At 67.4% G+C, this 12,714-nt stretch carries 13 protein-coding genes; 7 read left to right on the top strand and 6 right to left on the bottom strand.

Annotation, left to right across the window (positions count from 1 at the left end):
- Positions 1–207: 207 nt before the first annotated feature.
- Positions 208–438, bottom strand: coding sequence for a hypothetical protein (locus R2E43_RS18505; RefSeq protein ID WP_265696365.1), 231 nt, complete (start codon positions 436–438; stop codon positions 208–210).
- A 119-nt stretch (positions 439–557) separates the two neighbouring features.
- Between R2E43_RS18505 and R2E43_RS18500 the strand changes: the two genes are divergently transcribed.
- Both R2E43_RS18500 and R2E43_RS18495 read left to right on the top strand, forming a co-directional pair.
- The gene (locus R2E43_RS18500) at positions 558–1,301 is read left to right on the top strand and encodes an XRE family transcriptional regulator (RefSeq protein WP_265696367.1); all 744 of its coding nucleotides are present in this window, start codon (positions 558–560) and stop codon (positions 1,299–1,301) included.
- Between the two features lie 2 nt (positions 1,302–1,303).
- Positions 1,304–1,774: an NUDIX hydrolase gene (locus R2E43_RS18495; protein WP_265696369.1), complete on the top strand. Its 471-nt coding sequence runs from the start codon at positions 1,304–1,306 to the stop codon at positions 1,772–1,774.
- Between the two features lie 226 nt (positions 1,775–2,000).
- Here the strand turns inward: R2E43_RS18495 and R2E43_RS18490 are convergent, their stop codons facing one another.
- Complete coding sequence (locus R2E43_RS18490) at positions 2,001–4,439, bottom strand: NACHT domain-containing protein (RefSeq protein ID WP_319123799.1); 2,439 nt, start codon at positions 4,437–4,439, stop codon at positions 2,001–2,003.
- Between the two features lie 1,104 nt (positions 4,440–5,543).
- On the opposite strand from R2E43_RS18490, the gene R2E43_RS18485 reads away from it, so the two are divergent.
- The gene (locus tag R2E43_RS18485; RefSeq protein WP_329431407.1) at positions 5,544–5,981 is read left to right on the top strand and encodes a DUF6234 family protein; all 438 of its coding nucleotides are present in this window, start codon (positions 5,544–5,546) and stop codon (positions 5,979–5,981) included.
- Here the strand turns inward: R2E43_RS18485 and R2E43_RS18480 are convergent.
- Positions 5,974–6,405, bottom strand: coding sequence for a DUF6010 family protein (locus R2E43_RS18480; RefSeq protein ID WP_332056381.1), 432 nt, complete (start codon positions 6,403–6,405; stop codon positions 5,974–5,976). The two genes, R2E43_RS18485 and R2E43_RS18480, sit on opposite strands and share 8 nt — an antisense overlap.
- 228 nt (positions 6,406–6,633) lie before the next feature.
- Between R2E43_RS18480 and R2E43_RS18475 the strand changes: the two genes are divergently transcribed.
- Positions 6,634–8,121 (top strand): peptidoglycan D,D-transpeptidase FtsI family protein, encoded by a 1,488-nt coding sequence (locus R2E43_RS18475; protein WP_332056380.1) that lies wholly within the window; start codon positions 6,634–6,636, stop codon positions 8,119–8,121.
- A gap of 22 nt (positions 8,122–8,143) precedes the next feature.
- Here R2E43_RS18475 and R2E43_RS18470 read toward each other — a convergent pair whose 3' ends face one another.
- Positions 8,144–8,503 carry a winged helix-turn-helix transcriptional regulator gene (locus R2E43_RS18470; RefSeq protein WP_003974949.1) on the bottom strand — a complete coding sequence of 120 codons (360 nt, stop codon included), beginning with the start codon at positions 8,501–8,503 and terminating at the stop codon, positions 8,144–8,146.
- A gap of 76 nt (positions 8,504–8,579) precedes the next feature.
- Here R2E43_RS18470 and R2E43_RS18465 point away from each other — a divergent pair, with 76 nt between their 5' ends.
- Positions 8,580–9,461: a DUF2797 domain-containing protein gene (locus R2E43_RS18465; protein ID WP_063628631.1), complete on the top strand. Its 882-nt coding sequence runs from the start codon at positions 8,580–8,582 to the stop codon at positions 9,459–9,461.
- A gap of 93 nt (positions 9,462–9,554) precedes the next feature.
- Positions 9,555–10,517 carry an amidohydrolase family protein gene (locus R2E43_RS18460; protein WP_193485286.1) on the top strand — a complete coding sequence of 321 codons (963 nt, stop codon included), beginning with the start codon at positions 9,555–9,557 and terminating at the stop codon, positions 10,515–10,517.
- 59 nt (positions 10,518–10,576) lie between these two features.
- Here the strand turns inward: R2E43_RS18460 and R2E43_RS18455 are convergent, their stop codons facing one another.
- Both R2E43_RS18455 and R2E43_RS18450 read right to left on the bottom strand, forming a co-directional pair.
- Positions 10,577–11,293 (bottom strand): metal-dependent transcriptional regulator, encoded by a 717-nt coding sequence (locus R2E43_RS18455; RefSeq protein WP_003974946.1) that lies wholly within the window; start codon positions 11,291–11,293, stop codon positions 10,577–10,579.
- An 8-nt stretch (positions 11,294–11,301) separates the two neighbouring features.
- Positions 11,302–11,835: a YbhB/YbcL family Raf kinase inhibitor-like protein gene (locus R2E43_RS18450; RefSeq protein ID WP_003974945.1), complete on the bottom strand. Its 534-nt coding sequence runs from the start codon at positions 11,833–11,835 to the stop codon at positions 11,302–11,304.
- Positions 11,836–11,936: 101 nt separating this feature from the next.
- Between R2E43_RS18450 and R2E43_RS18445 the strand changes: the two genes are divergently transcribed.
- Positions 11,937–12,629, top strand: a complete 693-nt coding sequence (locus R2E43_RS18445) for a GntR family transcriptional regulator (RefSeq protein WP_003974944.1) — start codon at positions 11,937–11,939, stop codon at positions 12,627–12,629.
- Positions 12,630–12,714: the final 85 nt, after the last annotated feature.

The following is a 12,714-nucleotide window of genomic DNA, read 5'->3' as shown; positions in this document are numbered from 1 at the left end:
CCCGATCGGCGAGCTCGGCTCAGAGACGATCGGGAAGCGGGCTTGGAGGCCGGCCCGGACGGGGACGGGGGAGCCGGGAGGTCGGCACCCGTCCGGGGCGGCCGGTCTACTGGCCGCCGGTCCCGAGGGCCATACCGATCACCAGGCCGCACGAACCGCTGATGCAGATGATGAACAGGACCCCGGCATACCGGCCGACGGCGCGCATCACAGCGGGACCTGACTGTCGAGGTTCCGCACCGCCAGGCGTGCGCTTAGTTCCTCCCGCGCACTGGGGGCCACCACGTCGCCCGGCATGGCCTCCCACTCCCTGCCGCCACGAACCGGCCGCATCTGCACGCGACCACTGATCTCGCCCATGACGACGCCGATGCGCCCGGTGGCACTGTCTTTCGCCAGTTCACCGATGACTGGTCTGGTCTGCTGATTGCTCGCCATGCCGACGAGCTTCCTGCCGACAGGCAGGACGTCGGAACCACGGACAAACACCACTTCGGGACGTCCCGCGTCGGGTAGAACGTCCCTAGTGCCGTCCCCGGTTGGTAGGAGAGATTGAAATGGCAAACGAGAGGTTACGTGCGGCCATGGCGGCCGGCGGCTGGACGTACAACGCCCTCGCGGACAAGGTCGAAGTCGATCCCAAGTCCGTCGAACGATGGGTCAACCTGGGGCGTACGCCACGTCGTGCCACGGCCATGTTGGCAGCAGAGACGCTAGGAGAAGACGTGCACGCTCTATGGCCATCGCTCAGGCAGGCACGCCCCGCCCGCGCCGTCAGTCCGGAACTTGTGGCCCTCTACGACCAGCGTGCGGACATCCCCGTCTCCACCTTCGTGGACATGCTGACCCCGGCACGCGAGCAGATCGACGTGCTGGTGTACGCAGCCGTGTTCCTGCACGAGGCGTACCCGCGGCTCAACGAGCTCTTGAAGGAGCGGGCGGCCGAGGGCTGCGCAGTCCGCATCGCAGTCGGCGACGCGGACAGCACCAACGTGCAACAGCGCGGCGACGAGGAGAAGTTCGGACACGGAATCCAATCCCGGTGCCGTCTCGCGCTGATGCACTACCGCCCACTCATCGGGGTACCGGGCATCGAGGTCCGGACTCACGCCACGACGCTCTACAACTCGATTTACCGGGCCGATGATCAGGCACTGGTCAACGCCCACGTCTGGGGCGTGAACGCCTACAAGGCCCCCGTGTGGCACCTGCGCCGGAACGGGGAAGGCGGCATGTTCGACACCTACGCCGACAGCTTCGACGCGGTGTGGGCAACCGCGACGCCAGTACGAGAGAAGTGATCATGGCACGCACCGAGTACTACGACGAACCAGACGCCCCCAAGCCGAACAGTCTGGTCGTCGCCGCGTCCGCAGTAGTCACCGACAACGAGGGCCGCATCCTCCTCCAGCGCCGACGGGACAACGATCTCTGGGCACTACCCGGCGGCGGCATGGAGATGACCGACTCACTCCCGGGAACGGCTGTCCGCGAGGTGAAGGAGGAAACGGGCCTGGATGTCGAGATCACCGGACTCGTGGGCACGTACACCGACCCACGCCACATCATCGCCTACTCGGACGGTGAGGTGCGCAGGCAGTTCAACGTCTGCTTCACCGCCCGTGTGGTCGGCGGCCAACTCGAGATCTCGGACGAGTCCACCGAGCTGCGGTTCGTGCAGCCAGCGGAAGTTGCACAACTGCCGATGCACCACACGCAGCGGCTCCGGATCCGTCACTTCCTGGAGCACCGTGAGCAGCCCTACCTCGGCTGATCGAGACCTGCGACACCCGCTTTAAGCGTGTAACCCCGTGTCTACGGTCGGCCCTCGTCGTACCCGTGATCAGCGCCCGCTGCGCAGTTGCCCACACGATCTGGCACGCGAAAGGCGCAGCCCGTTCGGGCCCGTGAACCCCGGGCGGAAGCTCGGTACTGGAGGTCTGAGCTCAGCCAGTGACAGGTAGCCAGGCGCGTGCGCTCTGCGACCAGGAGAGTCCGAACTACCTCAAGTCGCGGGGGAGGCTCTTCACCAAGCCGAGCGACCTAAGATCGCTCCAAATCCATCGGAACGCGATATTCGTTGCAGGTCGACTCTCCCATATGTGCAGAGCCGTCTGCGTCCAGCCATGAAAGGAAAACGGCGCTCTCTCCGGGTTGTCAATATGAAACCTCCGCAGGTATGGCTCATACTTCTCATACTCTTGCGGTATCCGCACTTCCCTTGACTGAGCAATGATAATGTCCACACGATTCTGACTCGATTCCGTATCTGCGAGCGGGATCAGGCAATAGTCAAGCACCGGACCGTCCGTGAATGAATCGCCCTCGCCTACGTGCAAGGCTCCCTTCAGAGTTGCCGGCAAGAGGGAAGCATGGTTCAGAGTGAAAGTGAAATTTCGAAATAGCGTGCTCATCATTTCAGCATACGCGTCGAGGGCGCGGGCGTAAACGAAACAGGTCAATTCATGCAGCCGCTCAGGCGTATAGAATTTCCATACCCACCCTGAGCTTGGTCTACTCACATTAATTGATGGCCACGGAGGCGTTAGCTCGCCTTCATGCTGTCGATCGAGCCATTCGCCGACAAGTATGAGATCCAAACGTGTAATTCTTTTACTGGCTCCGTACTGGTATGCATAGTCCTCCACGGGACCGTGCTCGCGAGCCTTCTCTTGGAGTTCCCGTACGAGAGCCTTTAGTTCCATTACCTCGACAGGTTCCGTACGGAGAAACGAACCCCTTCGAAGTAGGGCATAAATAACCGCCCACATATATTCAGTCTCAATAACTCCACCCAGCGGCGCACGCAGGTGCAGGGCGTTGGGCAACCGTTGCTCTATGTGGCGCCGCATATGACGGAGAGTCCAAGCCCAAACCCAGGCATCACCGGCCGGCGCCGGAGAAGACCCGACACCTATACCCCTCCCTGCTAGTTCCTGCGGGTTGGAAAGATGGTAAATATCTTTCGAACCCGAGCTTCCCTGTTCCCAAGCGTAGATGAATCTCTTACCGTTCTCTTCTACCGCCAAATGCAGTTTTAGGTGGTCGGTAGCATTCTTTCCGGCGTCGAGCACAGTCGCCACTGGGGTCAGCTCACCCACGCCTGTGCACCAACTTGCCGCAGCGCGATGAAGTCGCGCGGCTACAGATTTCCATCCAGGTAGTTCGCAAGACGACTGGTTATTACTAAAAGGCCACTCAATACCCTCGCGTACGACCCAGGCGGCAGCACCGGGATTCCACTTAGTGAGGACATGCATGATGTCATCGATATGCTCAGAACTTCCCGTTTGCAGAGAAAGAGCAAGCACATAACGCCACTTAGCGAAGGACGCTAGGTCGCTAAAGATTTGGTCCAGTTCTACTTCTCCCTGTAGTAGCGCCTCCGCAGCAAACCACTGCTCAAAGAGGCTCAGGGTGAAGGAGACTTTATGCTCAGAGAACGCCACTAGGCGAGTTTCTTGCAGACTGTGACGTATCGCTTCTCCGCCGACTTCGGCTAGTGCTACGTTGCCGTCGTTTGCGACAGAAGAAACCGCGATTCGGCGTAGCAAAGGAAAGAACTCTCGCCAAGAACCACTGCTGCGCCTAAGGGACCGAAGCGCACAGTGCTGAATGAGCCCAGCAGAAGTTTGCGGCACGCTCTCGTGCGCGCTATGGAGACTAACTACCAGCATAGCGAACAAGGGGCGCCGAACAGCTTCTACAATTTGGGGAGGAAAACTGTGTGGATAAATGTTTGAGGATCCGGCGACCTTACGGATCATCTCGAAAGCTACATCTTCCGACCAGCTTTCCAAGTGGATACATTCAACGTGGTCAGCAAAGACTCCCGGGCGCCCGGTCATCATTACTTGCGACTTAGGCCATCGGGCGACTAGAATCTGACATTCTTCAACAAGTTGGGCCCCGTTCGAGGTCTCGTCTATTCCGTCAACGACCAGAGAAATCCCCATCTCTGCTAGAGTCGATGAATCAATTCTGCTTGCTATCCACGTCTCCAGGTCGCTGGAAATATTTCTGGCCGCGATCCAAAGAGGCAGTGGTTTCCCGTCGTCTTCAGCGAAATCTCGACATCGGTTTGTTAGCCATAGGTTGGCAACGTCGGATTTTCCAGCACCCATGGGGCCGACCAGAGCCACGACCTTGCCGGAGCCGAGTGAAATAAGATCATCCGGATCATTGCAATCGAACTCTTTACTTAGGTTTGCCTGCTCTTGCGTCACCCCAGAGGCTCTACGCAAAATTGCTCGCCGCTCGGAGCATTCGCGGATCATCTGGTCTGCGATGTAAGAGCGCGGATAGGTGCTTTGCGGGCTGTCAGGGCCAGCTTCTATGGTTACGTTGACGTCACCGCCGGCACACCCGATTTGAATGTTATGACCGCCGATCTGCGAGTTTGAAACCCACAGTTGTGCACTATCCAGGTATTTCGCCATTAGGATTCCTCGATCTCCACGTCTCCTGTGGATGAACCGAGTTGCAGATTGTTCCCGGAAATTTGCGAATCTCTTACTTCCTGCCCTGTAGCTGCGGCCGTACTAGATCCGGGCGTTGAGGGAGGCTGATTTTGACTCGCAGTGGAGTGCTGCCCGGATCGCTTAATGCGTACCGACCCACCAGCTTGGCCGATCTGAATACTGCTACCGGAAACGATCGAACCGGTAACTGTTTGAGTAGTTGGTTGAGGCGTGTTCGACTTCCGAGCTTCCACTATTCCGTAAATCGAAAGTGCTAGACCTGCCAGCGCGATAAAGAGCCCCACCACACTCGCCGTCTTGTCGGCCTTGTCCAAGCCGACTTGGCTGAAGTAGTAACCCAACGCAGAAGCAGCGACGACCGTGACTGTGGTTCCTGTAGCGACCAGGACTCGCCCATTCATGTCACGATTATCTTCCCTGAGGCGTCGAGCCACCAGCGTTCGGAGCGATTGATACGAGGTCGGCGGAGCTGGTTTGGCTGGTGGCCTGCCCGGTCTGGGGTCGAGCATGACCAGGGGCCGTACGCTGGCTGGCAGCTCGGGCAGGCTTTGGGCCTGACTGCAATATGCACGAGTGGCCCCCTGATCTTGCTCAACGTAGGCCCCGGACCAGCGAGGTGGCTTAAGCCGTGGAGTCGCCGCCCCGGCCACGACGTACTGCTTACTCTGGCATCAGGCGGTTGTACGCGGGGAGCGGAGCGAGCCGCCCTGAACCTGTAGAGAAAGTTGTTACTCCCCAGCCGGGCAGGGCCTGGAGTCCGGCACATGCTGCGAGTCGCGCTGGTCGGTGCCACCGTTCAGCGCTGACGGCAACCCTGACGGCAACGACGGCACACAGAAGCCGTTGATCACGACCGTCAGCGATCAGTCGAGAGGAAGGCGGAACCTCCGCCCAACGGCCTGCCCGGTCCTACGGATCAGAAGGTTGCAAGGTTCGAATCCTGCCGAGTGCACAGTGCGGCGGAAGCCCCGTGGATCTCTCCACGGGGCTTCCGCTTTTTCTCGGGGCAGCTGAGTAGGCGTACTCATGTGCCCGTTCCGCGTGCGGGCCAGGGTGGCGGACATGGACCTGCCTGTCGCTCCACCGGCGTTCGACGCCACCACCGGCTCCGGACGTCGGCGCCGTGCCGACCTCGGCGCCGACATCGGGGCCGGGTGCGGTCTCGTGGTCCTGGAGTTGATCGCCCTGGTGGTCGTCCTCGGGCTGTGGTTCCTGTCCGGGTTCGACCTCGACCCGGCGGAGAGCGCCGCGCCCGACCCCCTGTGGAACTACGTGGCCGCCGTCGGCGGCGTCGGGGCCTTCGCCGGGGTGGCGGCCGCGGTCGCCGCGCGGGCCGGGGCCGTGGTGACGGTGGTCGGCCAGGCCGTCGTGGTCGGCCTGGTCTGTGCCGTCGTGTTCGGAGGCGTCGCGCTTCAGTCGCACCAGGACCAGCGATGCCGTGAGATGCCGGCAGCGACGGGCTGCACGGGGAGCGGTCGGGGCGGGTCGCCCCTCAGGTGACGACCCGCCGCCGCGGAACGCGACGCCCGGGGAGGAGTTCGCGCAGGGAGGGGCCGCCGCGCAGGCACCACAGGGCGATGACCGGGTCGCAGATCGCGCAGCCCAGGGACGAGTCGTGGGCGAAGGGCAGGATCGGGTTGCCCTTGAGGTGGTGGACGACGTCCCACGCGGTGTGCAGCAGCCAGCCGATGCCGATGAACGTCCAGGACGTGAGGCCCCGGTAGGCGACGTAGAGCATGAGCGCGCCGAACGGGAGCTCCCAGGCGCCCAGGCCGCCGCCCGAGAAGTAGACGCCCCCGGCACCGGCGATCCCGAGGGCGTTCAGGGGGCGGCGGTGCGGGTCCGGGACGAGGGACAGCAGCAGGACGACGAGGAGGCCGATGCCGATCGGCGTGACGTACGGGAGGAGGCCGGCGAGGTTCATGCGGGCACGCTATGCAGGGCACGGAGGGTGTCCCAGGGGCGTGAGCGACAGGTTCCGACGGATTGGCGCCGACGGGGCTCGACGGCCGTGGGCAGCGGGAGTTGGGCGACACGGCGGGTGCGGCGGCCGACCGGACGTGAGTACGGTCCGCAACTGTGTCTAGGGTGTGCGCATGTTGAGAGGACCAGTCTTCATATCCGACCGGCCGCACGTCGACGGGGGCCGACGGTGAACAAGCCGCTGAGGGCCGTGGCGATCTTCTGCGGACTGCTGGTGCTCGGCCTGCTGATCCGCGCGAACTGGCTGCAGTACGTCCGGGCCCCGGAGCTGGCCTCCGACACCAAGAACAGACGGGTGCAGATCGAGCAGTTCGCCACCCCGCGCGGCGACATCATCGTCGGCGGCCGGGCCGTCACCGGTTCCAAGGAGACCGAGACCACCGACCTCAAGTACAAGCGCACCTACGTCGACGGTCCGATGTACGCGCCGGTGACCGGGTACGCGTCGCAGGCCCAGGGCATGACCCTGCTGGAGAAGACCTACGACGGCATCCTCACCGGCAAGGACGACCGGCTGGCCTTCCAGCGGTTCGCCGACGTGGTCAGCGGTGAGGGGCGGCGGGCCGGCTCGGTGGTCACCACCATCGACCCGAAGGCGCAGAAGGCCGCCTGGGACGGGCTGACCGACCTGAAGGGCGCCCGGGGGGCCGTGGTCGCGCTCGACCCGCAGACCGGGAAGGTGCTGGCGATGGTCTCGGCGCCCTCCTACGACCCCTCCGCGTTCGCGGGCAGCACCTTCAAGGAGTCCGACCGGTTCGTCGAGCTGGACAAGAAGAAGAACAAGCCGCTGGCCAACCGCGCGCTGCGGGAGACCTATCCGCCGGGCTCCACCTTCAAGATCCTCACCGCGGCCGCCGCGCTGGAGCACGGCATCGTCACCGACGTCGACGCCCGCACCGACGCCGTCTCGCCGTACCCGCTGCCGCAGTCCACCAACAAGATCGGCAGCGAGGCCGGTGACGCGGTCTGCAACAAGGCCTCGATGAAGACCGCCATGCAGCACTCCTGCAACAACGTCTTCCTCGACGCCGCCTCCAAGCTCGGGCAGGACAAGATGCGGGAGACGGCCGAGAAGTTCGGCTTCAACGAGGACGTCTACTCCGACGACTTCGGCGACCTGCTCGCCACCAAGAGCCTCTACCCCGAGGACCTCGACAAGCCCGGCACCGCGCTCACCGGCATGGGACAGGGCAGCCTCACCAGCACACCGATGCAGATGGCCCTGGTCACCGCCGGGATCGCCAACGACGGAAAGGTGATGCAGCCCTACGTCGTCGACGAGGTCAAGGGCCCGGACCTGGACACCCTGGAGAAGACCGAGCCCGCGGTGATGAGCGAGGCGGTCTCCGCCGAGACCGCGCAGAAGGTCCAGGAGATGATGGAGTTCACCGCCAAGGAGGGCAGCGCCCGTCGCGCCCAGATCGACGGCATCACGGTCGGCGGCAAGACCGGTACCGCGCAGCGCGGTGTCGACGTCCACGACGAGGTGCCCTACGGCTGGTTCGTCTCCTACGGCAAGAAGGACGACGGGTCCTCCGTCGCGGTGGCCGTGTTCATCGACCCGACGGACATGGACATCTCCCGCGCGGACATCTCCGGTGGCGGGCTCGGCGCGCCCATCGCCAAGAGCGTCATGAAGGCGGTCCTGAAGTCGTGACGCCGTCGGGGGCGGCGGCGCGTCACACCCTGGCCGCGTCGTACGCCCCCCGGGACCGCTCGACCGCCGCCATCCGGCGCTCGGTCCAGCGCGCGAGGTCCCGGACCTGTTCGGCGGCCTCGCGGCCGAGGGCGGTGAGGGAGTAGTCCACCCGGGGTGGGATCACGGGCTTGGCGTCCCGGTGGACCAGCCCGTCGCGCTCCAGGGTCCGCAGGGTCTGGGTCAGCATCTTCTCGCTGACCGAGCCGATCTCCCGGCGCAGTTCGCCGAAGCGGTGGGGGCGGTCGAGCAGAGCGATCAGGGCCAGGGTGCCCCAGCGGCTGGTGACGTGCTCCAGGAGCAGGCGCTCGGGGCACATCGGTTCACTTTCTGCCATGGTCATACGGTACGTCCGGGCGGGCGCTCACCATGAGTGAGTGCCCGCCCGTTGTCAGTGCTGCCCCTTACTGTCGGTGGGGATGGCACAGGCATGGAAGTGCGCGGGGCTGCGGTGGGCGGCGGACGGTCCCGTGCTGACGTGGGTCGGGGGCAGGCGCAGTGCGCTGGTCCGGGGGAAGCGGGTGGCCTTCGGGGTCGCCGAGGGGGGTGTACGGACGTGCGTGGGAGCACGAGGACACGCGTGTCCGGTACGGGCCGGGGTGTCGGGGCGCAGTACGGGGGCGCGGTGCGAGGAGTGCGCGCGGCTGGACCGGGCCCACTCCGTGGCCGCCGACACCATGGCGGACGATCCGCGGCCGTACCGGGTCTATCTGGCGTGGTTCGGCCCCGGCCTCGTCAAGGTGGGGATCACCGCGTACGAACGGGGGTCCGCCCGGCTGCTCGAGCAGGGGGCCGTGTGCTTCAGCTGGCTGGGGTGCGGTCCGCTGATGGCCGCGCGCCGGACCGAGGAGCTGCTGCGGGCCGCGCTGGGCGTACCCGACCGCATCCCGTACGCCCACAAACGCGCGGTGCGGGCCGCCCTGCCCGAGTCGGAGGCGGAGCGGGCGGCCGAGATCGCCGGGCTGCACGCGCAGGCGGTGGCGCTCGGCGGCTGGCCCGAGGCGCTGACGCCGGAGCCGTTCGGGGGCGTCGACCACGCGGGGGTCTTCGGGATCGCGGGCGCGGAGCGCGGGCCGGTCGCCGTGGCGGAGGTCGCCGAGCTGGTGGCGGGCGGCGCGATCGGGGGTGAGCTGGTGGCGGCCGCCGGCCCGGATCTGCATCTGGCGACGGAGCGCGGGGTCGTCGTGCTCGACACACGGCTGATGACGGGGTGGGAGCTGGTGTCCGCCGAGGGCGAGCCGTGCGCCGTGCCCCTGCGGGAGCTCAAACGAGCGGCGGGAGTACAGGACGGGCTGTTCTGACCTCGTCCCCTCGTCCCCTCGCCCTCTCGCCCTCTTGTCTCCTCGTCCCCTCGCCCCCTTGTCCAGGTGAGCGTGGGGCGCGATCGTGGCCGCATGAGTGATCAGGAAGTCGGGCAGGTCCGCCGGTTCTGGGAGGGGCTCGGGCTGCCCGGGCTGGTCGACGTGCACACGCACTTCATGCCCGAGCGGGTGCTGCGCAAGGTCTGGGCCTACTTCGACGCCCTCGGGCCGCTGACCGGCGGGGTCGAGTGGCCGATCACCTACCGGCACGAGGAGGACGAACGCGCGGAGCTGCTGCGCCGGTTCGGGGTGCGGGCCTTCACCGCCATGCTCTATCCGCACAAGGCGGGCATGGCCCAGTGGCTGAACGACTGGGCGGTGGACTTCGCCCGCCGCACGCCCGACTGCCTGCACACCTCCACCCTCTTCCCCGAACCGGGCGTCGAGACGTACGTGCGCCGGGCCGTCGAGGCGGGGGCGCGGGTCTTCAAGGCGCATGTGCAGGTGGGGGCGTACGACCCGGCCGACGAGCTGCTCGACCCGGCGTGGGGCGTGCTCGCCGAGGCGGGGACACCGGTCGTCGTCCACTGCGGTTCGGGCCCGGCGCCCGGCAAGCACACCGGGCCCGAGCCGATCGCCCGGGTCCTGGCCCGCCACCCGCGGCTGCGGCTGGTCGTGGCACACCTGGGGATGCCCGAGTACGAGGACTTCCTGGACCTCGCCGAGCGGTACGGCGAGGTGCGGCTGGACACGACCATGGCGTTCACCGACTTCAGTGAGCGTCTCGCGCCCTTCCCGCGCCGGGCGCTGCCCCGGCTGGCGGACCTGGGCGACCGCGTCCTGCTCGGCACCGACTTCCCCAACATCCCGTATCCCTACCTGCACCAACTGCACGCCCTGGAGCGGCTGGAGCTGGGGGACGCGTGGCTGCGCGGGGTGTGCCACGACAACGCGGCCCGGCTGTTCGGGCTGCCGGAGAGCCGGCCGAGCCAGGGGAGCCCGGGGAGCCCGGGGAATCAGGAGAGCCGGGAGAGCCGGGAGAGCCGGGAGAGCTGAGGGCTGAGGTGCGTCCCCGGTGGGCACCGGCCGCCGGAACGGGCCGGTGTCCACCGGGCTCAGAGCGGGGCGACGAAGACGTGCGCGGCGGTACGTGCGGGGAGCCGGGCGGTCCGGCCGCCGCTGCCGACCGTCACACCGCCGGGCCACGGCGTGACGCTCACGACCGCGCCGGGCCGCACCCCGGCCCGCCGCAGGGTGACCAGCAGGCCGCCGTCGGCCTGGACCGGCTCCCCGATGCGCCGGACGACCGCGCTCACGCCGTCCGGCCCGGGGAGCAGGTCACCGAGGCTGACCGTGCTCCCGGCGGCGGGAGCGGGGGCGGGGGCGGACGGGCGCGGCGCCGCGGGGTTCGCCCCGCCCAGCTCCTCCAGGCCCGGGATCGGGTTGCCGTAGGGCGACTCGGTCGGGTGCCGCAGCAGGCGCAGGAGGCGGCGTTCGACGGCCTCGCTCATCACGTGCTCCCAGCGGCACGCCTCGGCGTGGACCTGCTCCCACTCCAGGCCGATCACGTCGACGAGCAGGCACTCCGCGAGCCGGTGCTTGCGCATCACGCGCGTCGCCAGCCGCCTGCCCGTGTCGGTCAGTTCCAGATGCCGGTCGGCGGCGATCCGCAGCAGGCCGTCGCGTTCCATGCGGGCGACGGTCTGGCTCACGGTGGGGCCGCTCTGGTCCAGGTGCTCGGCGATGCGGGCGCGCAGCGGGACCACGCCCTCCTCCTCGAGTTCCAGGACGGTGCGGAGGTACATCTCCGTGGTGTCGATGAGCCTGGACACGCGGTGGGTCAGGCCGGGGTCTCGGCGGTGGCGGTCAGGACCGCGCGGCCGAGGATGTGCCCGGCCATCGTGAAGCCGAGGACCGCCGGGGTGGCGTCGGCCGGGATGCCGATGGACTCGACGTCCAGGGCGTGCACCACCACGAAGTACCGGTGCGGGCCGTGCCCGGCCGGTGGCGCGGCGCCGATGTAGCGGGCGGCGCGGGCGTCGTTGGGGAGCTGGAAGGCGCCCTCGGGCAGACCCGGGCCGGTGTCGTCGCCGGCGCCCTCGGGCAGCTCGGTGACGGCGGCCGGGATGTCGGCGACCGCCCAGTGCCAGAACCCGGACCCGGTGGGGGCGTCGGGGTCGTAGACGGTGACGGCGTAGCTCCGGGTGCCCTCCGGCGCGCCGCTCCACGACAGCTGCGGGGAGACGTCCTTGCCGCCGGGGACGCCGGCGGAGCGCTGCGCGGACGGCCAGGCGGCGCCGTCGGCGACGGTCGTGCTGGTGACGGTGAAGGAGGCCGCCTCGGGGAGGCGGGCGAACGGGTTGTTGGCGCTCATCGCGTCGTTCCTTTCGGCCGGGCCGGTCCCTGTGGGCCGGCCGCTGCAATCGACCATAACACTGATAATCGATTATCCAAGCGATCGTCTATGCTGTGCTCATGACTCAGACCGCCCCCACGTCGCCCCAGTCGCCCCCGCCGGCGGGCAAGCGGATGCTCTCCGAGCAGGTCTACGCACATCTGCGGGACGCGATCATGCGCGGCGACCACGCCCCCGGTGCCGCCCTCAAGCCGCAGGACCTCGCCAAGGAGCAGGGCGTGAGCCTGGCCGTGGTGCGCGAGGCCCTCGTGCGGGTGGTCGGGGACGGGCTCGCCGACCGGCTGCCCAACCGCGGCTTCGCCGTCCCGGCCTACTCCGACCGGCGCTGGCAGGAGATCGCGGAGGCCCGCCGCACCATCGAACCGGTCCTGCTGCGCATGTCCGTCGAGCGCGGCGACGTCGACTGGGAGGCCCGGGTGCGCGCCGCCCACCACCGGCTGTCCCGCACGCCCCCGTACACGCCGGAGGAGGGCGAGTACTACAGCGAGGCGTGGTCCGAGGCGCACCGGCTCTTCCACCGCGCCCTGATGGAGGGCTGCGGCAACCCCGTGCTGCTGGAGACCTTCGACCGGCTGTGGACGGCCAGCGAACTGGCCCGCCGCTGGTCGACGCACCGCAATCCCGGCCGGGACGGCGTCGAGGAACACCGCCGGCTGGAGGAGGCGGCGCTGGCCCGCGACGCCGACACCGCCGCCGAGGTGCTGGTCCGGCACCTCACCCTCACGGCCGAGGGCCTGACCGCGGAGGGCTGAACGGCGGCGGCGGTGGGGTGACGGGCGGCGCCGGAGGGCTGACGGGCGGTGCGCGCGCGGTGCCCGTGCGTTTCTCAGAGAAATC

It is taken from the genome of Streptomyces violaceoruber (genome assembly GCF_033406955.1).
Taxonomy (GTDB): Bacteria; Actinomycetota; Actinomycetes; order Streptomycetales; family Streptomycetaceae; genus Streptomyces; species Streptomyces violaceoruber.
This window is presented reverse-complemented; position numbering and strand designations above follow the sequence as displayed.

Coding starts and splice junctions, on each gene's coding strand:
- R2E43_RS18505 (WP_265696365.1), bottom strand. CDS start 438: ATGGCGAGCAATCAGCAGACCAGACCAGTCATCGGTGAACTGGCGAAA.
- R2E43_RS18500 (WP_265696367.1), top strand. CDS start 558: ATGGCAAACGAGAGGTTACGTGCGGCCATGGCGGCCGGCGGCTGGACG.
- R2E43_RS18495 (WP_265696369.1), top strand. CDS start 1,304: ATGGCACGCACCGAGTACTACGACGAACCAGACGCCCCCAAGCCGAAC.
- R2E43_RS18490 (WP_319123799.1), bottom strand. CDS start 4,439: ATGGCGAAATACCTGGATAGTGCACAACTGTGGGTTTCAAACTCGCAG.
- R2E43_RS18485 (WP_329431407.1), top strand. CDS start 5,544: ATGGACCTGCCTGTCGCTCCACCGGCGTTCGACGCCACCACCGGCTCC.
- R2E43_RS18480 (WP_332056381.1), bottom strand. CDS start 6,405: ATGAACCTCGCCGGCCTCCTCCCGTACGTCACGCCGATCGGCATCGGC.
- R2E43_RS18470 (WP_003974949.1), bottom strand. CDS start 8,503: ATGACCATGGCAGAAAGTGAACCGATGTGCCCCGAGCGCCTGCTCCTG.
- R2E43_RS18465 (WP_063628631.1), top strand. CDS start 8,580: ATGGCACAGGCATGGAAGTGCGCGGGGCTGCGGTGGGCGGCGGACGGT.
- R2E43_RS18460 (WP_193485286.1), top strand. CDS start 9,555: ATGAGTGATCAGGAAGTCGGGCAGGTCCGCCGGTTCTGGGAGGGGCTC.
- R2E43_RS18450 (WP_003974945.1), bottom strand. CDS start 11,835: ATGAGCGCCAACAACCCGTTCGCCCGCCTCCCCGAGGCGGCCTCCTTC.
- R2E43_RS18445 (WP_003974944.1), top strand. CDS start 11,937: ATGACTCAGACCGCCCCCACGTCGCCCCAGTCGCCCCCGCCGGCGGGC.